Raw genomic sequence first — 19,860 nt, 5'->3', positions numbered from 1 at the left:
CGGACAATTTCAGACAACAAGAGGCTTAACGTTCGAGGATAAAGCGATGAAGACCGTTGTTGTGATGGGTGCGGGCAAGATCGGCAGCGCCATTGCTTTGATGCTGGCAGCTACCGGCGACTACAGTGTGGTTGTGGCAGACCGCAGCGCGGAGCAGCTCGCCAAGATCGACAGCCACCCGGCGATCTCTACCGCCACGGTTGACATTTCCGACCGCGCCAGCCTGCTGGAGGTCCTCAAGGGCAAGTTCGCCGTTCTCTCTGCCGCCCCGTTCAACCTCACCGGCAAGATCGCCGAAGCCGCCCGCGATGCCGGCGTGCACTATCTCGATCTCACCGAGGATGTCGCCACCACCAAAAAGGTGGAAGAGCTGGCCGAGGGCGCCAAAACCGCCTTCATCCCGCAGTGCGGCCTTGCCCCGGGTTTCATCTCCATCGTCGCCAACGATCTCGCCAAACGCTTCGACAAGCTGGACAGCGTGCGCATGCGCGTGGGCGCCCTGCCGCAGTACCCGTCCAACGCGCTTAACTACAATCTCACCTGGAGCACCGACGGGCTCATCAACGAATATATCGAGCCGTGCGAGGCCATCGTCGAAGGCAAGCTGGTGACCGTGCCGGCCATGGAAGAGCGCGAGGAGTTTTCCCTCGACGGCGTGACCTACGAGGCCTTCAACACTTCCGGCGGCCTCGGCACGCTGGCCAAGAGCCTTGAGGGCAATGTGCGGACGATGAACTACCGCACCATCCGCTATCCGGGCCACCAGGCCATCATCAAGGCGCTGCTCAACGATCTGAACCTCAAGAACCGCCGCGACGTTCTGAAGGATCTGTTCGAAAACGCGCTGCCGGCCACCATGCAGGATGTGGTGGTGATCTTCGTGACCGTGTGCGGCTGGCGCGAAGGCCGCTACATGCAGGAAACCTATGCCAACAAGGTCTATGCGGGCGTTGTTGCCGGCAAGCGCATGAGCGCCATCCAGATCACCACGGCGGCGGGCATCACCACCGTCCTGGACCTGCTGGCCGACGGCAAGCTGCCGGCGAGCGGCTTCGTGCGTCAGGAAGAAATCAGCCTCGACGACTTCCTCGCCAACCGCTTCGGCCACCTCTATCACCCGGAAGCAGCCCACGTTAAGCAGGCGAGCTAAGCCCCGCCTGAACGGCTTCCGCCCTAAAAAGAAAAACGCCCGGAAGCGCAATGCCTCCGGGCGTTTTTTTACATCTGGCGGCTCAGCTGCCGCGATAGGTGGAAAAGCTCCAGGGGCTGACCAGCAGCGGCACGTGATAGCTGCCTGCCGCCTCTGCAATGCCGAAGCGCAGCGGCACGACATCGACAAAGGCCGGATTGGGCAGCGCAGCGCCCGCCGCGCGGAAATAGTCGCCGGCATGGAACACCAGCTCATAGGTGCCGATGGGGATGGTTTCGCCGGCCAGCAGCGGCGCATCGGTACGGCCATCGGCATTGGTAATGGCGCTGATCACCGGCTCGCGCCCGCCGCTTTCCGTGATGCGGAATAGTTCGACCTTCAGCCCCCCCGCCGGGCGGCCGCTGGCGGTATCGAGAACATGGGTCGAGAGCTTGGCCATTTGCTGCACATTCCCTTGGGCTTTGCAGTTTCTGTCTTTCTAGTTGCCGCATCCCGCATCGCCCCGCAAGTCCCGGCGCAGCCAGATGCGGGCGCTCTTGCAAGCCGGGGCAGGCCCGGCATATGCCTTGCTAAGAAGAAAAGGGTTCTCGTGCACCGGCAGCGCCGAAAGCAGCGGAAACCATGAACAGGCTTGGATTTCAGGAGACCGGAGAATGGGGCTGCCGCTGCTCGATTGGGCAAACCTGCTGTTCAGGTGGGCACATATCATCGTCGGCATCGCCTGGATCGGCTCGTCCTTCTATTTCATGTTTCTCGACGCCACGCTGAGAAAGCGCGAAGGGCAGGACAAGGGCGTGCTGGGCGAGACCTGGCAGGTCCATGGCGGCGGCTTCTACTTCATCCAGAAATATCTGGTGGCGCCCGAGCGCATGCCCTCGGAGCTGCACTGGTTCAAGTACGAGGCCTATGCCACCTGGATCACCGGCATCTGCCTTCTCGTCGTCGTCTATTATTTCGGCGCCAATGCCTTCCTCATCGACGGCGGCGTGATGCGCCTTACCCCGTTCCAGGCCATCTTCCTGTCGGTCACCATGCTGGCCGGCGGCTGGGTTGCCTATGAGGCGCTCTGCCGGTCCGACTGGGGCAAGGATACGGGCAAGCTCGCCATCGGCGTCTTCGTGCTCATTACCTTTGCCGCCTGGCTTTTTGCCCACACTTTCTCGGGCCGCGCCGCCTTCATCCATGTCGGCGCGCTGGTCGGCACCATCATGGCGGCCAATGTCTTCGTCATCATCATCCCCAACCAGAAGAAGGTTGTGGCAGCGCTGATGCGGGGCGAAGCACCCGATCCGAAATACGGCAAGATCGGCAAGCAGCGCTCGGTCCATAACAATTACCTGACGCTGCCGGTCATCCTGATGATGATCAGCAATCATTATCCGATGCTGACGGGCCATCCGCTCAACTGGGCGATCATCCCCTTCATCGTCGTGATTGGCGGCCTTATCCGGCACTATTACAACACCAAGAATTCCGGCGTTAAAACGCCCTGGCTCAAGGTCTATGTGCCGGTTGCCGCCGTGCTGTTCGTGGCGCTCGCCTTCTTCGTCGCCTGGCGCCCGGGTGCGGAGCAGCAGACGGCGGCCGCCCCCGGCGGCGTCGACATGCGCCAGGTCTTTGCCGTGGTGCGCACACGCTGCTCGGCCTGCCACTCGGCCTTTCCCTATGACGATGCCATCACCGTCGCCCCGGCCGGCGTGAAGTTCGACAGCCCCGCCGAAGTCGAGGCGCTTGCCGACCGCATCTACCAGCAGGCCGGCCTCAACAAGACCATGCCGCTCGGCAACAAGACCGGCATGACCGAAGAAGAGCGCGCCCTCATCCGCCAGTGGCATGATGAGCGCACCGGCGGCGCAGAGCCGAAGGCCGAGTGACGGACGGCGTCAGCCCAGTTCAAAGCTGGTGATGCCGAAAAGGCGCTGGCCATCCAGAACCGGCGCCGGCCCGCGATACATGCGCGCCGTCTCGAAGCCCGGCTCCATGCCCAGCTTGCGGGCGAGAGCAAGCGCCGCCGGGTTGAGGTGGGGCACATCGAGATAGATTGCCTCCCCCTCCGCCGCTTCCGAAAGCGCGGCAAACAGCGCTTCGGCGCCATCGGCATCCTCGGCAACCAGCGGCGCCACCTTCCAGCCCGCGAGCGTGCGCCGGATGACGCCGAAGCCTGCAAGCCGTCCGCCACGGGCAAGGCCGAAGGCCCGGCTTTCCGGCTGGGCCAGCCACTCCCTGAGGAAAGCCCGGCGCCTGCCCGGATAGGCCGCCGCATCCAGCGCCAGCAGGGCATCCACCGGCAGGCTGGCCAGCGGCACGATCTCCCCGGCGCCCATATGGGCAGCCGGCAGCGGCGCTTCGGCGGCAAGGCAGAAACGCTGGTTGCGATGGGCAAGGACAAAGCCGGAGCGCCGGTAATCCTCCTGCCGGTCGACAACACCATCAAGGCCGATGGTCCGGGCCTTACAGGCCGCCAGCGCCGCGTTCCAGAGCTTGAGGCCGAGCCCCCGCCCGCGCCGGTCCGGCCTAACGATATAGAAGCCGAGAAAGGCAAAGGCCCTTGTCTCGTCATGCACCAGCGACAGGCAGGCGACGGGCTCGCCCGCCTCCAGCGTCAGCCAGAAACCTTGTGGATCGGCGGCGTAAAAAGCCTCCGCATCATGACGGCCGGGGTTCCAGCCTTCGCGGCCGGCCCACTCCAGCATCAGGGCGACCTCGGCAGCACTGCTCGCCCGGGTGATCGTCACCGCTGCGGTTTCGCCTGCCGGCATTGCGGCCCCTCTCAAAAACGACACACACGTAAAGCTATTCTATTGGCAAGCCATGCTTATGGAGAACCCGCCACCGCAAAAGTTTCACGCCACATTCGCCCGCGCTGGCCTATAGAATGATCCATGCGGCAGCCAAGCCGCGCATATGCCAGCGCTCCCCTCGAGGCGAGCGCGGCCAACGATAACAGGAGAAGGACCAAGGTGAACGTCCCGAGTGACAAGATTCCCGCCCACGATCTGCAGTCTTTTGACAATGCAGACGCCGCTGTGGCCCGGATGCGCGAGATATATGATCTCGCTACCAACACCATCACCAGCCGCTTCATCGAGTATGGCGGCTCGCCCGATTTCAAGACGCAGATCCGGGAATGTTATCCCTACGTGCTGAAGCGCGTGGATCGCGAGGCAGAACGGCTCGACAGCCGCACTTCCTTCGGCTTCTGCCATGAATTGGGGCTTTTCGGCTCCACTTTCACGCGGCCCGATCTGTTCGCCGATTATTATCGCCGCCAGATCGAACTGCTGCTGAGCCACCATGGCGGCACCGTCGAGGTCGGCGTGTCGGAGATCGGCGTCCCCGCCCATTTCGCCTTCCGCGGCGACATTGCCGAACACACGCGCACCATGTCGCCGGAGAAGGTCTATGGCATCCGCCACTTCTTCGACGTGCCCGATCTTGCCTTCATCGACGATTCCATCGTCGACGGCACGCATCACTACATGGATAACCCCATCCAGCCGCTGTCGCTGTTCTCGGCGCCGCGGGTGGATTATTCGCTGCACCGGCTGAAGCACTATTCGGGCACCGAGCCCTCGCATTTCCAGCCCTTCGTGCTGTTTACCAATTACGGCTTCTATATCGACGAGTTCATCCGTCTCGGCCACGAGCTGATGAGCAAGAACGGCAAGGGCAAGGACAGCCGCTATACCGCCTTCGTCGAGCCCGGAAACCGCATCACCTGGAATGCCAATCACAGCGACCGTCCGGTGGAAGGCGAACTTCCCCCGCGCATGCCGCAGATGCCCGCCTATCACCTGAAGACGGCGGACAATATGGGCATCACGCTGGTGAATATCGGCGTCGGCCCTTCCAACGCCAAAACCATTACCGACCATATCGCGGTGCTGCGCCCGCATTGCTGGCTAATGGTTGGCCACTGTGCCGGCCTGCGCAACACCCAGCGCCTTGGCGACTATGTCCTCGCCCACGCCTATCTGCGTGAGGACAATGTGCTGGACAATCACCTGCCGACCCACGTGCCCATTCCGGCAATCGCCGAAGTGCAAACGGCGCTGGAAGAGGCGGTGGACAAGGTTACCGGCCTTGCCGATTTCGAGCGCAAGCGCCTGCTGCGCACCGGCACCGTGGCAACGGTGGACGACCGTAACTGGGAGACCAACGACTACCGCGTGCTGATGGAGAAGTTCACCCATTCGCGCGCCATCGCGCTCGACATGGAAAGCGCCACCATTGCCGCCAACGGTTATCGCTACCGCGTGCCCTACGGAACGCTGCTGTGCGTCTCCGACAAGCCGCTGCATGGCGAGTTGAAGCTGCCCGGCATGGCGGACCATTTCTACCGCGAGCGGGTCAACCAGCACTTGCAGATCGGCATCATGACCATGGAGCTGCTGCGCGAGCGCGGGCCCTCGCGCCTGCACAGCCGCAAGCTGCGCACCTTCGCGGAGCCCGCCTTCCGTTAGTCATGGGGGGCATCATCCCGGCTAAACGGCTCGCCCGCCTCAACAAAGGCCGGCGGGCCGTTTTTCTTTACAAACTTCTACCAAACCCTACACCCTAGGGTTCGTCGCCGCGCTATTGTCAGGGTAACGGCTTCCGGCCGACCGACATGACCGCAAAGCGTTCAGGACCCAGCCTCGCGATGAAGATTCTCGTCGTCGATGACGAGCCAGGCATTCGTCATCTGGTACGCCACATTCTCAAGCGCGCCGGTGTTTCCACCATCCTGGAAGCCGGTGACGGCTCGTCAGCACTTGAGCAGGCGGCAACCCACCACCCCGACCTGATCCTTTCCGATGTGCGCATGTCACCACGCGGCGGGCTTGACCTGTTGCAGCGGGTGCGCGAAGGAGCCGCCGGTATCGACCCCAATACCCGCGTCGTGCTTCTGACGGCCTATTCGGATGCCTCGCTGGTGGACCTTGCCACCAGCCTCGGCGCTAACGGTTTCGTCGAAAAACCCTTTTCTTCGCAATATCTGATCGAAAGTCTGTCAGAGTTCATGGACGCCGTGTGACAGCTTTGCGATAGTCCCTCTTGCGAAAGAGTTCGAAACCGGAATTCGCAAGCGAGGAAATGCGAGATGCCGTCACTGCAAGCAACGCTGAGACATGAGCTTATTCTGGACCTTCTGCAGCAGCATGGAACTGTGAAGGTTGGTCAGCTCTCTGAGCATCTGGGTGTCTCGCCGGTTACGATCCGCGCCGATCTGGAGTTTCTCGAAAAGCAAAAGTCACTGCGCCGTACCCGTGGCGGGGCCATTCCGCTGCGCCCGCGCCGTTACGAATTGCCGCTTGAAGTAACCTCCACGAAAATGATCGAGGAGAAGAAGGCAATCGCCCGCGCGGCCGCCGCGATGGTGCGCGACGGCGATACCGTCATCATCGATACCGGCGGCACCACGACTGAAACCGCCAAGTCGCTGCCGCACAGCCTGCGCGATGTCGTGGTCTTCACCAACGCGCTCAACATCGCCATGGCGCTGGAGCATCACCCGGGCGTCAGCGTCGTGGTGACCGGCGGCACGCTGCGCCCGCTGCAGCATTCGCTCGTGGCCCCGTTCGGCACGCTCATGCTACGCGAGATCAATGCCGACATCGCCTTTATCGGCGTCAGCGGTGTGGACCCGCAGCGTGGCCTTACCAACACCAACCTTGAGGAAGCGGAGATCAAGCGCGTCATCATCGAAGCGGCAACGCGCAAGGTCTTCCTCGCCGACCATTCCAAGCTCTTCCAGGTGGGCACCGCCAAGGTGGCGAGCCTTGCCGAAGCCGACCTGCTGATTACCGACAGCGGCGCCCGGCAGGAGCAGGTGGACGAGCTGGCGGCCGCCGGCCTCGAGGTGCATGTGGCGCACGTATAAGCGGGCACAAAATCCGCCCCTGCATGACCCTTCTGCCTCTGGCAGGCCCGGACAAAGAACGCTAGAAAGGCGGCTCCGGCGGTAACGTTACAGAAGTGCCCGGACAAGGACCGGGCCCGCCGTGACGCACCACCGAAGCCGGCCCTAACCAGCGCGCGCCCCGAAGGGGCTTAAGGATAAGGAAGACGCCCATGATCGTTGCCTGCGGAGAGGCATTGATCGATTTCATCCCCGTCGCCTATGGCACGGAGAATGCCTACCTGCCCAAGCCCGGCGGCTCGCCCTTCAACACGGCGATCACCACCGCCCGCCTTGGCGCCCCCACGGGTTTCCTTTCGCGCGTCTCCACCGATCTTTTCGGCGACCAGATCTGCCAGGCGCTGTCCGGCGACAGCGTCAGCCTTGAACTGGTCACCCGGGTCTCCAACCCCAGTACGCTGGCCTTCGTCGATCTGGCCGGTGAAGAGCCGCAATACGCCTTCTTCACCCGCGAGGCGGCCGACCGCACCATCGAGCCGTCGGAAGTTGCCAACCTGCCGGGCTCCGTCAGCTGCCTGCATCTGGGCCTTGGCGCCGACACGCTGGAAACCCAGCCCTTTGCCGGCACCTATCTGGGGCTCTTCGAGCGCATGCAGGGCCTTGCCCTGCGCAGTTTCGACCCCAACATCCGCGCCAACATGATTGCCGACCGTGCGCATTATGCCGGCCTCGTTGAAAAGGCGCTCTCCTGCTTCGACCTCGTGAAGGTCAGCGCCGCCGATCTTGAATGGCTCTTTGGCGGCGAGAGCGAGGAGCAGATCGTCCAGCGCTGGCTCGGCCTCGGCCCGGCCATGATTGTCGTGACCCGCGGCAGCCGTGGCGCAGCAGCGTGGCGCACCGGCCAGAAGGCCGTCGAGGTAGCGGCCAGACCGGTCAAGGTTGTGGATACGGTGGGGGCCGGCGACAGCTTTACCGGCGCCCTGCTCGTCTCCCTTGGCGGGCACGCCGCCCACAGCGCCGCCGCCATCACAGCCCTTGGCGAGGTGGAGCTGCGTTCCTGCCTTGAGCATGCCGTGCGGGTTGCCGCCATTACCTGCTCGCGCGCGGGCGCCAACCCGCCCTATGCTGAAGAGGTCTGAGCCTTCTTTCGGGGCTCCCTGCCCTTCCCGTTCCTGCCGGTAAAATCCCCATGTCCGCACGCCAGCCTTCGCGTCTCTTTTCGTCTTTCGGCACCACGATCTTCGAAGTGATGTCAGCGCTGGCGCGCGAGCATGCGGCGGTCAATCTCGGCCAGGGATTTCCGGACGGCAACGGGCCGGAGGATGTGCGCGGCAAGGCCGCCGAACATCTGCTCTCCGGTTACAATCAGTATCCGCCGATGTTCGGCCTGCCCGAACTCCGGCAGGCCGTCAGCCACAATGCCGAGCGCTTCTTCGGCCTGAAGAGCGACTGGCAGAAGCAGGTGATCGTCACTTCCGGCGCAACTGAAGCGCTGGCGGCCTGCCTGTTCGGCCTGCTCGATCCGGGCGATGAAGCCATCATCTTTGAGCCGGCTTATGACAGTTACGGCCCCATCATCCGCCAGGCCGGCGCCGCCGTGGTACCGGTGCCGCTGACCCCGCCGGACTGGAAGCTGACCGCCGCCGCGCTGGAAGCAGCCTTTACCCCGCGCACCAAGCTGGTGCTGCTCAACAACCCGATGAACCCGGCCGGCAAGGTCTTCAGCGAGGAAGAGCTGCGGCTGCTGGCGGATTTCATCGTGCGCCACGATGCCTTTGCCGTGTGCGACGAGGTTTATGAGCATCTTGTCTTCAGGCCGGCGCGCCATATCCCGATCATGAGCCTGCCCGGCATGGAAGGCCGCACCGCCCGCATCGGCTCGGCCGGCAAGACCTTCTCCCTCACCGGCTGGAAGGTGGGCTATATCACCGCCGCCCCGGCGCTGATGCCGGCCATCGCCAAGGCGCACCAGTTCCTGACCTTCACCACCCCGCCCAACCTGCAGGCGGGCGTGGCGCATGGGCTTATGAAGGACGACGACTACTTCACCGGCCTTGCCGCCGGCATGGAAGCCAAACGCGACAAGCTGGCCGCCGGCCTTGCCCGCGTTGGCCTGACCCCGCTCACCAGCCAGGGCACCTATTTCATCATCACTGATGCCAGCACTTTGCTGCGCGAAGGCGAGGATGATGCCGCCCTTGCCCAGCGCCTGACGCGCGAGGCGGGTGTTGCCAGCATTCCCGTCAGCGCCTTTTACCAGCAGGGTGACGTAAAGCATTGCCTGCGCTTCTGCTTCTGCAAGGATGACAGCACGCTGGACGAAGCCCTCGCCCGGCTGGGTCGTTATCTGGACGCCCGCGCTGCCTGACGGAAGAAGCCGCCAGCCTCAGGCCGGCGGCAATTCCACCACGAAACGGGCACCGATGATGTTGCCCCGGCTGTCGCGCCGGTTCTCGGCGTAGATGCGCCCGTGCAGGGCATCGATGATCTGCTTGGAGATCGAGAGGCCGAGGCCCGAATGGGTGCCGAACTTCTCGCCTGCCGGTCGCTCGCTATAGAAGCGGTTGAAGATGGCATCGAGCTTGGCATCCGGAATGCCCGGGCCGCTGTCTTCCACGCTGGCTTCAATACCACCGCCCCGGCGCACGGCAAGGCGCACCTTGATGGCACCGTCCGGAGGGGAGAAGGAAATGGCATTGCCCACGAGGTTGCGGAACACCTGCACCAGACGGCCTTCCAGCGCCTGTGTACGCGCCTTGCCCGGCCCCGGCCCTTCATAACTGACCTCAGGCTGCCCGTCCTGGCGGGTAGCGCGATAGTTCTCCACCAGCATCGACAGCACGGTATCGAGATCGAGCGGCTCTACCTGCGCACGGCTCATCTCCGCATCCACACGGGAGGCATCGGAGATGTCGGTAATCAGGCGATCAAGGCGCGTCACGTCATCAAGGATGATGGCAAAGAGCTTGCCCTGCCGCTCCGGGTCCTTGATCCGCGTTGCCGTCTCGATGGCCGAGCGCATGGAGGTGAGCGGGTTCTTGATCTCGTGCGCCACATCGGCGGCAAACCGTTCGATGGCGTCCATGCGATCCCACAGGCTGCGTGTCATGTCACGCAGCGCGACGGACAGATGGCCGATCTCGTCCTGCCGGGCGCTGAAGTCCGGGATGGTCAGCTCGCGCCCCGGGGAGGCACGCATGCGCTCCGCCGCGCGGGCAAGCCGGGTGATCGGCCGGGCAAGCGAACGGGCAAGATAGAGGCTGAGCAGCACGGTTACGCTGAGCGCCACGGCAAAAACCGTGAGCAGCTGCAGGCGCACCGAGCGCAGGGCATTTTCAATCTCGCGGGAATCGCGGCTCAGCAGCACGGCGCCCAGCACCTGCTTGAAGAGCTGCACCGGCGCCGCCACCGTCATGGTGAAGCCGTTGGAGCCATTGTCCCACAAGGAGGCCTGCGTCTCGCCCTCCAGCGCCAGCACGACGTCCGGATAGGCCTGCGGATTGGCGGAGAAGCCGGTATCGCCGTGGCGCAGCAAACCCGCAGGCTTGGTGAGCGGGGCAAACAGCCTGTCGAGGAAATCCATCGTCCCCCGCCACCAAGGCGGATTGGGATCGGGTGGCGGCAGCTCTTCGATGATGACCGTGCCGCCGCCGCCGGAAAGGCGCCGGCTGTCGGCAATCAGCGAGCCATCGGCATCATAAAGCCGGGTGCGCACACTGCCGGTTTCGCTGAGGCGCCGCACGATGGCGAGCGCCTGCGACGGCGACAGGGTGGAGCGTTCATCCGGCAGGGCGACGGCTGCACCTTCCGCCACCGCGTCGGAAAACAGCAGGGCCTGGTTGCGCAGCGATTCAACACCGCTGGCAATCAGCTCGTTGCGGTATTCGCCAAGGTAAAGTGCCCCCAGCACCGGCACCAGCAGCGCAGCGAGATTGACCGCGAGGATGCGCAGTGTGAGACGAGAGATGCCGCCCCGCCGCCGCGCACCATAGGTACGCGACGGACGTTCTTGCGGGCGGCCCTCGTCGCGCTGGGCTGAAAGCCCGGCCACGTCCTCGGCCTCATACGTCCTTGTAGCGATAGCCGACCCCGTACAGCGTTTCGATCTCGTCGAACTCCGTGTCGACGACACGGAACTTCTTGCGGATGCGCTTGATATGGCTGTCGATCGTGCGGTCGTCCACATAGATGTGCTCGCCATAGGCGGCATCCATGAGCTGATCGCGGTTCTTCACATGGCCGGGACGCTGGGCCAGCGCCTTGACCAGCAGGAATTCGGTGACGGTGAGGTTCACCTGCTCACCCTTCCACTGGCACAGATGGCGCCCGCTATCCATCACCAGCGGGCCGCGGGTGATGGTGGCATTGGGGTCATCGGTGGAGGTCTGCGTCAGCTCCTGGCGGCGCAACACGGCGCGGATACGCTCGATGAGCAGGCGCTGGCTGAAGGGCTTCTTGATATAATCGTCCGCGCCCATACGCAGGCCCAGCGCCTCATCCACCTCGTCATCCTTGGAGGTCAGGAAGATGACCGGCATGGTCATGCGCTGGCGCAGGCGCTGCAGCAGCTCCATGCCATCCATGCGCGGCATCTTGATATCGAGCACGGCGAGATCGGCCGGCCGCTGGGTCAGTCCGCGAAAGGCCTCTTCGCCATCCACATAGGTCCGCACGTCAAAGCCTTCGGCCTCCAGCGCCATGGAGACGGAGGTGAGGATGTTCCGGTCGTCATCAACCAGCGCAATGCTGTGTGCCATTTAGCCCATTCTCCTTTGATGTGCCCGCCGGCTGTCCGATCACTGTCGCCGCCTGCAGGCGTGCCGGCAATCCGGCCTTGCCTTAATTCAGGATCCCTAATTCGGCGGCGACTGTGGCGCGATTGCGGCCAAATCCGCGTATTATGGTGTGTAAACGCGGCAAAAAGAAAAAAGTGCCGCCCTTCTGTTGATTTTGCCACAATCCGCCCGTGACTGGCAGCGGCCAATCATGCGCAAAGCTGAAGGGAACAGAAATGGCTGCTGCCGAAGTCAATCCCGCGCCCGCCGCTTCGGAAACAGCCGGGGAAACTGCGCGCCGGCTGATTTTGACCTGCGGCAAGGCCACTCTGGCCACCCTCGACCGCAACCGGGCGGGCATGCCTTACGCCTCGCTGGTGCTGATTGCACCCGATGCGGCGGGCCGTCCCCTGCTGCTTCTCTCCGGCCTTGCCGAGCACACCGCCAACCTGCTGGCCGACCCGTGCGCCTCGCTGCTGCTCGACGGCACCGAGGGTTTTGCCGAAACCCTGACAGGCCCGCGCCTCACCCTCTCCGGCACGGCGCAATTGGTGGAGGGCGCCGACAAGGCCGCCGCCTCGGACGCCTATATTGCCCGCCATCCTTCCAGCAGCTTTTACGCCGGCTTCAAGGATTTCGCCTTCTGGCGCTTTTCAACCGAAGCAGCGCACCTCGTCGCCGGCTTCGGCCGCATAGACTGGCTGGAGCCGCAGGCGCTTTTCGGTGACGCCGGCCGTTAGTCGGTAATGCGGCGGAAGCGCTCCGTCGCCTGCACCAGTTCGCGGCAGATGCCGGGCTCGAGCGCCGAATGGCCGGCATCGGGCACCACGATATAATCCGCCTCCGGCCAGGCACGGTGCAGGGCATCGGCCGAGGCAATGGGGCAGACTATGTCGTAGCGGCCCTGCACGATGACCGCCGGCACATCCCGGATGATATCGACATCGCGCACCAGCCGGTCCTCCGGCGTGAACAGGCAGTTGCGGAAATAATGCGTCTCGAGCCGGGCAAGGCTGAGCGACATGCGATCATCCCCCGGCGCCGTCAGCTCCAGGCTCGGCAGCAGGGTGGAGCAGATGGCCTCATACCGGCTCCACAGCCGCGCGGCCGGCATATGGACTGCCGGATCGGGATTCATCAGGCGGGTATAGAAGGCCTCCAGCATGTCGCCGTGCTCGGCTGCCGGAATATGGGCGGCGAGCCGCGACCAGGCTTCCGGAAAGATCATGCGCATGCTGTGGAGGAACCAGTCGATCTCCCGGCGCGTCATCAGGAAGATGCCGCGCAGCATCAGCCCCAGCACACGCGGGCGGTGCGCCTGCGCATAAAGCAGCGCCAGCGTGCTGCCCCAGGAGCCGCCGAAGACGTGCCAGCGCTCGATTTCCAGATGCTGGCGCAGCTTTTCGATGTCCGCGACCAGATGATCGGGCGTGTTCTCATGCGTTTCGGCGGTCGGCGTCGACCGGCCGGCGCCGCGCTGGTCGAAAATGACGATACGCCAGGCCTGCGGATCGAAGAAGCGCCGGTGCGTCGGCGAGGCGCCGGCTCCCGGTCCGCCATGCAGGAAGACCACTGGCAGGCCGCGCGGATTACCGCACTCCTCCCAATAGAGCGTATGCCCTCCCCCCACCGGCAACCTGCCGGAACGGTAGGGCTCCAGGGGCGGGAAGAGCGGCCGGCCGGCGAGCGCGCCGCCGGAGCGCATGGTTTCCTTGTCGTGCTGCATAGGCCGACTTTAGGACGCCCCTTTTGCAACGGCAATGGGCGGCAGCGGGCAGTTGGCGATCTTGGCAGTATTGCCTCGCGACCCCATGATGGCCGGCATGGAACGCCGCCATTTCCTGACCCTTGCCGCCACCGGAGCGGCAGTCGCTGTGCTGCCCGGTGCCGGAGCGCACGCCGCGGGCCCGTTGTTGCCATCCGGCCTGCGCGAGATTGGCCGCGGCCGGGTGGTGGCGGTCACCTCGCCCGTCGGGCTCTCCCTGCAAGGGGTGGGTGCGGTGCGTCTTGCAGCGCTGGAAATCCCCTCCCCGCCGCTTGCCGGCACGCTGTTTGCCGAATGGCCGGTGCAGCAGGCGCAGAAGGAAGCCCTTGGCAGCCTCGCCATGGAGCAAGAGGTGCTGCTCTATTCCGCCGGGCCGCAGCGGCAGGACCGCCACGGCGCTGCCCTGTGCCATCTGGTGCGGGCCCGCGATGGCCTCTGGCTGCAGGGCAATCTGGTAAGCAGCGGCGCGGCCCGTGTTCTGGGCGCTCCGGGAGCGACCGCCGGTATTGGCGCGCTCTATGAGCTGGAAGATACTGCCCGCCACTCCCGGACCGGCCTGTGGCGGGAGCCGCTGCTCGGCGAACGCGAGGCGGTGGATTATGCCGGCGAGGACTGGCCGCTGCAGATGGTGGTGATCGTACGCGGGAAGGTTCTTGCCGCTGCGAAGGTGGGCAGCACCGTCTATCTCAATTTCGGCAGCGACCGCCGCCATGATTTTACCGTACGCCTCGCCCAGCCTGTCACCCGCGCCCTTGCCGCCCTTGGCTTTCAGGCAGAAGAGCTTGCCGGCCGAAACATCCAGGTCAGGGGGTACGCCATCAGCGAGAACGGCCCGCTCATCGAGCCGGCCTGCGCCGAGAACCTCAGAATTCTGGCGAGCTGACGAACCCGGCACCCGCTCACGGCGTTGACAAGACAGGATGCCGCACGCCCAACTGGCACCCGGCGCCTTCCCGAGACGGACATCCGCCAGAGACGCCCCCGAAAGAGAACAAGAGGAAAGATGAGCCTCACCCTTCCGGCTTTCGCCCCGCCCCGCCGTGTTTCGCCGCCCTTCGCGCGCTTGCCCGGCCTTGCCGCCGCCGGCGCAGCCTTGATGCTGCTCGCCGGCTGCCAGACCAACCCCGCAACCGGCGAGCGCCAGTTCACCGCCTTCATGAGCCCGTCGCAGGAGCAGCAGACCGGTGACGACGAACACCCGAAAATCCTCAAGGAATTCGGCGGCGCCTATGGCGACAAGAAAGTAACCGGCTGGGTGGACGAGGTGGGCGAACGGGTCGCCTCCTTCGGTGACAAGCCCGACCTTCATTATACCTTCACCGTGCTCGACACGCCGGTGATCAACGCCTTTGCCCTGCCGGGCGGCTATGTCTACATCACCCGCGGCCTGCTGGCGCTCGCCAATGACGAGGCGGAGGTTGCCGGCGTGCTGGGGCACGAAGTGGGCCACATTGCCGCCCGCCATACCGCCGAGCGCTACAGCCAGAGCGTTGTCGCCAATCTGGGCGTCACCGCCGCCGCCGTTCTGACAGGCAGCGACCAGCTGGCGGGCGTGCTGGGTCAGGGTGCGCAACTGGCCCTGCTCGGCTATTCACGCGATCAGGAATATCAGGCCGACCAGCTGGGTATCCGTTACCTCGGCCGTACCGGCTACGATCCGGAGGCGATGTCCAACTTCCTGCGTCAGCTCCAGCGCAATGAAGATCTCGATGCCAAGCTCGCCGGCCAGTCCGCCCGCGACAATACACAGGACTTTTTCGCGACCCACCCCAATACCGGCGACCGAGTGACCCGGGCGGACAGCCTTGCCCAGCAAACCAAAGGCAACGGCCTTGCCCGTGGGCGCGACAGCTATATGAAGATGGTGGACGGGCTGCTTTATGGCGATGGCCCCGATCAGGGTTATGTGCGCGGGCATGCCTTCATCCATGTGCCGCTCGGTTTCCGTTTCGAGGTGCCGGCCGGCTTCAATATCTCCAACAGCGCTTCCAAGGTGGTGGCGACCAACGCCAAGGGCTCCATCATCGCTTTTGACAGCGACCGCCTGAGCAAGGCACCCGGCGGGTCGATGACACGCTATCTGCAGGAGGTCTGGGCCAAGGGCAGTGACCTGCAGCAGGTCGAGACCATCGACATCAACGGGCTGACGGCAGCTACCGGTTATGTGCGCGGTGCCGTCAACGGCAAAGCCGCCGATATCCGGGCCGTTGCCATCCGCTTTGACAGCAAGAGCATCTACCGCTTCATGTTCATCACCGTGCCGGGCAACACCGCCTCGGAAGCCGAGGGGCTGAAGCGCACCACCTACAGCTTCCGCGCCCTGACCACCCAGGAAAAGTCGAGCATCGGCCCGCTGCGCATCCGGCTGGTAACGGCCAGGGCCGGCGACACCATGACCTCGCTTGCCGAAAAGATGGATGTGCCGGACCTGAAGCTGGAAACCTTCGCCGTGCTGAACGGCCTGCCGACCAATGCGCCCATCGCCGCCGGCCAGCAGTTGAAGATCATCCGCGAAGAAAAGAGCTGAGAGGACGGGCCGGGTAAAAGCAGAGAGTCATTACCCCCACCCGCGGCTTCGCCGCACCCTCCCCGAGAGGGGAGGGCTTCGTTGTTCGCGAGCCTAACAAAAAACAAGCCTCCCCATTTCGGGGAGGCTGGCCCGAAGGGCCGGTGGGGGTAATGAGGTGAGGCCCGGTGAAGGCCTCACCTCATTACCCCCATCCGCGGCTTCGCCGCACCTTCCCCACAAGTGGGAAGGCATTCAGATCACGCTTCACCTTCCGGCAGCAGGTCGACCGGCCGCTCGATATGGGCGGAGATGAGCACGCGCAGCTTGTCCATTGCGCGATGCTCCAGCTGGCGCACCCGCTCCTTGCTGACGCCCAGCGCGCGGCCAAGCTCCTCCAGCGTCACCCCTTCCTCGCGCAGCCGCCGCTCGCGGATAATGTGCCGTTCGCGCTCGTTCAGCTCGGCCATGGCCTGATGCAGCCAGTGGGTACGCTGATGGCCGTCGAGGGAAGCAATGGCGTTTTGTTCAGGTGAAGGGTCAGCCGCCGTCAGGAAATCCTGCCACTGGCTGTCGCCATCATCGCCGACCAGCGCATTCAGCGAATGGTCCGTCGCGGAGAGCCGCTGCTCCATGCTCTCGACATCCGAAAGCGGCACCTGCAGTTCGGCGGCGATGCGCCGGCGGCCGGCATCTCCCAGCTCCTGCCCGGCGGTTTCCGCACTGATGCGGGCGCGCAACCGGCGCAGGTTGAAGAACAGTGACTTCTGGGCCGCGGTGGTGCCGGTGCGCACGATAGACCAGTTCCGCAGGATGTAATCCTGCATGGCCGAGCGGATCCACCAGCTGGCATAAGTTGAAAAGCGCACATCGCGCTCCGGCTCGAAGCGGCTGGCCGCCTGCATCAGGCCGACATTACCCTCCTGCACCAGATCACCGGCGGGAAGGCCATAGCTGCGAAAGCGTCCCGCCATCGACACCACAAGCCGGGTATAGCTGCGAACCAGCTCGTGCAGGGCGGGTTCATCGCCACCCTCGCGCCAGCGGCGGGCAAGATCGAACTCGCGGTCGCGCGTCAGTAGCGGCTCACGCATGGAGGCGCGAATGAAACCGAGATTGGCTTTCTGGGTCTGTGGATCGTCAACATGACTCATGATCCTCTCCCTCTGTGCCCGGACCGGGAAATACCGGCCGCGGAGGATTGCCCCGTCTTATCCCCGTGCTCTTTATAATACGCAGGATTGAGGCAAAAGGATCACGCGCCAAATAAAAAAGCGCAAAGAAGTGCAAACCCTACGATCGTATGAAAATTAACAATAAGGTGCCGAGCAAAATACGGCGTGATCATTCAAATAATCGTAGGATTTATCCTACCTATACAAAAGATCAGGTCACGACCTGATCAAGCAGGCGACCTTCCGACGACAGAAGAGCACAGGCGATTTCAGGCCCGGGCGCGTCGATGGTTGCCACATGCAGGCCAAAACGCGGCCCCTGCCCGGTCGGCGAAAAGCCCCGCACGACGAGATCCCAGCCCTCGAACGGGCCATCCTGCTCGTCAAAACGGGCACCGCCCCACCAGAAGGCATCGGCCTGGTCGGCAAGGCTGTGGGCGCGGTTGATGTTGGCGTGCACGAAGAGAAAATTGATCGGCCGTCCGGTTTCGGGATGAGGCCCCAGCCCCTCACCCACCGCCGCCCGGCGCACTGCCGAGAAGAGGTCATTATGCCCGCGCGCGCCGCGGATGGCATTGCGCAGCGCCTGCGTCCAGCGGGTGATGGCCTGCGGGCCGCTGCGGGCGCTGGCGATACCATCCTCGACCGAACCGCCATAGGCGCGGATCGTCGGCTCCAGCCCGTGGGCAAGCATCCAGCTGAGGACGGAGGGCGGATCGGGTGCGAACTGGAGCTGCAACAGCTTTTGCAGCATTTCTTCCTGCGCGCCGCGCAAATAGGCGATATCGCTGGCCAGCACGCTCGGCAGGCTCATGACATTGAGGCGAAAACCCAGGAGCTCATCCACCGTTTCGCGGGGATGTGCTCCCCGGCCGGTCATATTGCCGAGATAGATGATTCGGTCCCCGACCCGAAAGTCGCGGGCGATGTGGTCGTGGATCTTCTGCAGGCGCCCGACATCGCCATGGATGGAGCCAACCGCCCACAGTCGCGCGAAACGCCCGAGTTTGGCGAATTTGCTGGGATCCAGGCCAGCGGCAGGTGCGGTGTCAGCGGTCTGATGCTCAGGCACCATTCGGCAAGACGCTCTCGAGGCTGAAGACAAAAACGGCGTGGTTGGGTTACCCCGACCACGCCGCCCATCATATAGTGTCACGCAGCCTTGCGCAGCACTGCCTCTAGTTTTTCCGTCGCCTTTTCGTCGTCGATACGCTCGACGGCGGCCAGCTCGCGGGAAAGACGCTCCAGCGCCTGCTGGTAGATGATGCGCTCGGAGTAGCTCTGCTCCGGCTGGTCTTCGGCACGGTGCAGGTCGCGCACGACTTCCGCGATCGCCACCGGGTCGCCGGAATTGATCTTGGCTTCATATTCCTGCGCACGGCGGCTCCACATCATGCGCTTGATACGCGAGCGGCCCTGGAGCGTGGTCAGCGCATCCTTGATGCGCTCCTTCGAGCTCAGGCGGCGCAGGCCACTGGCCTTGACCTTGTGCAGCGGCACCTTGAGGCGCATGCGCTGCTTCTCGAACGAGATGGTGTAAAGCGAGACCTCCTGGTCGGCGATATTGTGGGTCTCGATGCCCTCCACGATGCCCACGCCGTGGGCCGGATAAACAACGAGATCGCCGGGCTGGAAATCAAACTGCTGAGACATAAGGCGTACACTCTCTACCGTCGCGCAGGCGGACCGCACCGGACAGGCCAACAAGAAGCCGCAAAAGCAAATCCTCCCCTGCCGCGCCACGGACGGAAACCCGCCAGTGACTTGCGCAGCCTGTCGGAAGAAGACGGCTTTTCAGTGGATCGGACCGCTAGCCCAGTTTCGAATCAAGTCGACTAGACACAAAAACGCGGCCGTTGCTCCCGCTCCCGACTCCCGTTTCAAGAAGGATGTCAGGTTGGCAGAAGCTCGGAGCCGGTTATTGGGTTTTCATCGTGGGCACACTATACCGGAATGACAGCGCGATGACAAAAGGCACGGCCTCACGCGCCCATGTTACAGGCGCGTGTCTGCCATGCCCTCTTGTTCTGGGCTTGCCCGCTTGTGAGCAAAACCGGCGAGTCCCGGCGGCCACGGCGCCGCGAAATTCGCCCCCTGCCGATACCGGCTGCCTGCTTTTGCGGCAGCCGCGGCGCCCTTTAAGGCACCTTCAACCGGCCCGGCACCGCATCAGTCACCGCGACTCGGTACCGGAAACACCCTTCGGACTTACGAGCCCTGGCCCGGCGCTTCGGTGAAGTACTTGTCGTACTTGCCGTCGACACCCTTGAAGCTGTCGGCGCCTTCCATCGGGTCGATCTGGCGGGTGATGTTCGGCCACTGCTCGGCGTAGGTGCGGTTCATCTCGAGCCAGGCTTCGGCCTTGTCGTCCGTATCCGGCACGATGGCTTCCGGCGGGCACTCCGGCTCGCACACGCCGCAGTCGATGCACTCGTCCGGATGGATCACGAGCATCACCTCACCCTCGTAGAAGCAATCCACGGGGCAGACTTCGACGCAGTCGGTGTACTTGCACTTGATGCACTGGTCAGTCACGACGTACGGCATCGAGCCCTCCAAACCTTATGATGATCCGGCGATCGCCCGGGTGAGCCTGTCACGCTCCTGGGCCGGGCCCGCGGGGGGCCGGCAACACCGGCGCTACAGC

Annotated in this window: 19 protein-coding genes; 10 read left to right on the top strand and 9 right to left on the bottom strand. The window is 64.1% G+C overall.

All coding sequences use genetic code 11. From position 1 onward, the window contains the following. Positions 1-46 precede the first annotated feature (46 nt). Complete coding sequence (locus tag QTL98_RS08030; protein ID WP_445681700.1) at positions 47-1,150, top strand: saccharopine dehydrogenase family protein; 1,104 nt, start codon at positions 47-49, stop codon at positions 1,148-1,150. 82 nt (positions 1,151-1,232) lie between these two features. Here QTL98_RS08030 and uraH read toward each other — a convergent pair whose 3' ends face one another. Further along, the gene (gene uraH / locus QTL98_RS08025; RefSeq protein WP_445681699.1) at positions 1,233-1,589 is read right to left on the bottom strand and encodes a hydroxyisourate hydrolase; all 357 of its coding nucleotides are present in this window, start codon (positions 1,587-1,589) and stop codon (positions 1,233-1,235) included. A 214-nt stretch (positions 1,590-1,803) separates the two neighbouring features. Between uraH and QTL98_RS08020 the strand changes: the two genes are divergently transcribed. Then, on the top strand, positions 1,804-3,024 hold the full coding sequence (locus QTL98_RS08020) for a urate hydroxylase PuuD (protein ID WP_445681698.1): 1,221 nt from the start codon (positions 1,804-1,806) through the stop codon (positions 3,022-3,024). 9 nt (positions 3,025-3,033) lie between these two features. On the opposite strand, the gene QTL98_RS08015 is transcribed toward QTL98_RS08020, so the two are convergent. Next, positions 3,034-3,909, bottom strand: coding sequence for a GNAT family N-acetyltransferase (locus QTL98_RS08015; RefSeq protein WP_445681697.1), 876 nt, complete (start codon positions 3,907-3,909; stop codon positions 3,034-3,036). 123 nt (positions 3,910-4,032) lie between these two features. Here QTL98_RS08015 and QTL98_RS08010 point away from each other — a divergent pair, with 123 nt between their 5' ends. The 5 genes from QTL98_RS08010 (at position 4,033) to QTL98_RS07990 (ending at position 9,360) form a co-directional block, all read left to right on the top strand. Continuing rightward, entirely contained in the window at positions 4,033-5,613 is a 1,581-nt protein-coding gene (locus QTL98_RS08010) for an AMP nucleosidase (RefSeq protein WP_510637538.1), read from the top strand. A 179-nt stretch (positions 5,614-5,792) separates the two neighbouring features. Beyond that, positions 5,793-6,167, top strand: a complete 375-nt coding sequence (locus QTL98_RS08005; protein ID WP_445681696.1) for a response regulator — start codon at positions 5,793-5,795, stop codon at positions 6,165-6,167. A 66-nt stretch (positions 6,168-6,233) separates the two neighbouring features. After that, the gene (locus QTL98_RS08000; protein ID WP_445681695.1) at positions 6,234-7,013 is read left to right on the top strand and encodes a DeoR/GlpR family DNA-binding transcription regulator; all 780 of its coding nucleotides are present in this window, start codon (positions 6,234-6,236) and stop codon (positions 7,011-7,013) included. Positions 7,014-7,204: 191 nt separating this feature from the next. Beyond that, positions 7,205-8,131: a carbohydrate kinase family protein gene (locus QTL98_RS07995; RefSeq protein WP_445681694.1), complete on the top strand. Its 927-nt coding sequence runs from the start codon at positions 7,205-7,207 to the stop codon at positions 8,129-8,131. Positions 8,132-8,181: 50 nt separating this feature from the next. Next, positions 8,182-9,360 (top strand): aminotransferase, encoded by a 1,179-nt coding sequence (locus tag QTL98_RS07990; RefSeq protein WP_445681693.1) that lies wholly within the window; start codon positions 8,182-8,184, stop codon positions 9,358-9,360. Positions 9,361-9,378: 18 nt separating this feature from the next. Here QTL98_RS07990 and QTL98_RS07985 read toward each other — a convergent pair whose 3' ends face one another. Both QTL98_RS07985 and QTL98_RS07980 read right to left on the bottom strand, forming a co-directional pair. Further along, positions 9,379-11,043 (bottom strand): stimulus-sensing domain-containing protein, encoded by a 1,665-nt coding sequence (locus QTL98_RS07985; RefSeq protein ID WP_445681692.1) that lies wholly within the window; start codon positions 11,041-11,043, stop codon positions 9,379-9,381. Positions 11,044-11,053: 10 nt separating this feature from the next. Continuing rightward, complete coding sequence (locus tag QTL98_RS07980) at positions 11,054-11,749, bottom strand: response regulator transcription factor (protein ID WP_445681691.1); 696 nt, start codon at positions 11,747-11,749, stop codon at positions 11,054-11,056. A 254-nt stretch (positions 11,750-12,003) separates the two neighbouring features. Between QTL98_RS07980 and QTL98_RS07975 the strand changes: the two genes are divergently transcribed. Next, a complete protein-coding gene (locus tag QTL98_RS07975; protein WP_445681690.1) occupies positions 12,004-12,507 on the top strand; it encodes a HugZ family pyridoxamine 5'-phosphate oxidase in 504 nt (167 codons plus the stop codon). On the opposite strand, the gene pip is transcribed toward QTL98_RS07975, so the two are convergent. Next, positions 12,504-13,493: a prolyl aminopeptidase gene (gene pip, locus QTL98_RS07970; protein WP_445681689.1), complete on the bottom strand. Its 990-nt coding sequence runs from the start codon at positions 13,491-13,493 to the stop codon at positions 12,504-12,506. The two genes, QTL98_RS07975 and pip, sit on opposite strands and share 4 nt — an antisense overlap. A 61-nt stretch (positions 13,494-13,554) precedes the next feature. Between pip and QTL98_RS07965 the strand changes: the two genes are divergently transcribed. Together QTL98_RS07965 and QTL98_RS07960 are read left to right on the top strand one after the other, a co-directional pair. Beyond that, the gene (locus QTL98_RS07965; RefSeq protein ID WP_445681688.1) at positions 13,555-14,415 is read left to right on the top strand and encodes a thermonuclease family protein; all 861 of its coding nucleotides are present in this window, start codon (positions 13,555-13,557) and stop codon (positions 14,413-14,415) included. 120 nt (positions 14,416-14,535) lie between these two features. Then, on the top strand, positions 14,536-16,059 hold the full coding sequence (locus QTL98_RS07960; RefSeq protein WP_445681687.1) for a M48 family metalloprotease: 1,524 nt from the start codon (positions 14,536-14,538) through the stop codon (positions 16,057-16,059). Positions 16,060-16,298: 239 nt separating this feature from the next. Here the strand turns inward: QTL98_RS07960 and QTL98_RS07955 are convergent, their stop codons facing one another. From QTL98_RS07955 to fdxA, 4 genes are all read right to left on the bottom strand, one after another. Continuing rightward, positions 16,299-17,192: an RNA polymerase factor sigma-32 gene (locus QTL98_RS07955; protein WP_445681686.1), complete on the bottom strand. Its 894-nt coding sequence runs from the start codon at positions 17,190-17,192 to the stop codon at positions 16,299-16,301. A 232-nt stretch (positions 17,193-17,424) separates the two neighbouring features. Continuing rightward, entirely contained in the window at positions 17,425-18,288 is an 864-nt protein-coding gene (locus tag QTL98_RS07950) for a metallophosphoesterase family protein (RefSeq protein WP_445681685.1), read from the bottom strand. A gap of 77 nt (positions 18,289-18,365) precedes the next feature. After that, positions 18,366-18,866 carry a CarD family transcriptional regulator gene (locus tag QTL98_RS07945; RefSeq protein WP_445681684.1) on the bottom strand — a complete coding sequence of 167 codons (501 nt, stop codon included), beginning with the start codon at positions 18,864-18,866 and terminating at the stop codon, positions 18,366-18,368. Positions 18,867-19,421: 555 nt separating this feature from the next. Beyond that, complete coding sequence (fdxA, locus tag QTL98_RS07940; RefSeq protein ID WP_445681683.1) at positions 19,422-19,760, bottom strand: ferredoxin FdxA; 339 nt, start codon at positions 19,758-19,760, stop codon at positions 19,422-19,424. Positions 19,761-19,860: the final 100 nt, after the last annotated feature.

Origin of the sequence: Radicibacter daui (genome assembly GCA_030657355.1) — a bacterium.
Lineage (GTDB): Bacteria > Pseudomonadota > Alphaproteobacteria > Radicibacterales > Radicibacteraceae > Radicibacter > Radicibacter daui.
Note: the sequence above shows the minus strand (reverse complement) of the source record. Positions and strands in the feature narration are given on the sequence as shown.

Excerpts from the sequence above, each read along its gene's own strand:
- QTL98_RS08030 (WP_445681700.1), top strand. The coding sequence starts at position 47 with ATGAAGACCGTTGTTGTGATGGGTGCGGGCAAGATCGGCAGCGCCATT.
- QTL98_RS07960 (WP_445681687.1), top strand. The coding sequence starts at position 14,536 with ATGAGCCTCACCCTTCCGGCTTTCGCCCCGCCCCGCCGTGTTTCGCCG.
- uraH (WP_445681699.1), bottom strand. The coding sequence starts at position 1,589 with ATGGCCAAGCTCTCGACCCATGTTCTCGATACCGCCAGCGGCCGCCCG.
- QTL98_RS07950 (WP_445681685.1), bottom strand. The coding sequence starts at position 18,288 with ATGGTGCCTGAGCATCAGACCGCTGACACCGCACCTGCCGCTGGCCTG.
- pip (WP_445681689.1), bottom strand. The coding sequence starts at position 13,493 with ATGCAGCACGACAAGGAAACCATGCGCTCCGGCGGCGCGCTCGCCGGC.
- QTL98_RS07995 (WP_445681694.1), top strand. The coding sequence starts at position 7,205 with ATGATCGTTGCCTGCGGAGAGGCATTGATCGATTTCATCCCCGTCGCC.
- QTL98_RS08005 (WP_445681696.1), top strand. The coding sequence starts at position 5,793 with ATGAAGATTCTCGTCGTCGATGACGAGCCAGGCATTCGTCATCTGGTA.
- QTL98_RS08010 (WP_510637538.1), top strand. The coding sequence starts at position 4,033 with ATGCGGCAGCCAAGCCGCGCATATGCCAGCGCTCCCCTCGAGGCGAGC.
- QTL98_RS08020 (WP_445681698.1), top strand. The coding sequence starts at position 1,804 with ATGGGGCTGCCGCTGCTCGATTGGGCAAACCTGCTGTTCAGGTGGGCA.
- QTL98_RS07975 (WP_445681690.1), top strand. The coding sequence starts at position 12,004 with ATGGCTGCTGCCGAAGTCAATCCCGCGCCCGCCGCTTCGGAAACAGCC.
- QTL98_RS07990 (WP_445681693.1), top strand. The coding sequence starts at position 8,182 with ATGTCCGCACGCCAGCCTTCGCGTCTCTTTTCGTCTTTCGGCACCACG.
- QTL98_RS07980 (WP_445681691.1), bottom strand. The coding sequence starts at position 11,749 with ATGGCACACAGCATTGCGCTGGTTGATGACGACCGGAACATCCTCACC.
- fdxA (WP_445681683.1), bottom strand. The coding sequence starts at position 19,760 with ATGCCGTACGTCGTGACTGACCAGTGCATCAAGTGCAAGTACACCGAC.
- QTL98_RS08000 (WP_445681695.1), top strand. The coding sequence starts at position 6,234 with ATGCCGTCACTGCAAGCAACGCTGAGACATGAGCTTATTCTGGACCTT.
- QTL98_RS08015 (WP_445681697.1), bottom strand. The coding sequence starts at position 3,909 with ATGCCGGCAGGCGAAACCGCAGCGGTGACGATCACCCGGGCGAGCAGT.
- QTL98_RS07945 (WP_445681684.1), bottom strand. The coding sequence starts at position 18,866 with ATGTCTCAGCAGTTTGATTTCCAGCCCGGCGATCTCGTTGTTTATCCG.
- QTL98_RS07955 (WP_445681686.1), bottom strand. The coding sequence starts at position 17,192 with ATGAGTCATGTTGACGATCCACAGACCCAGAAAGCCAATCTCGGTTTC.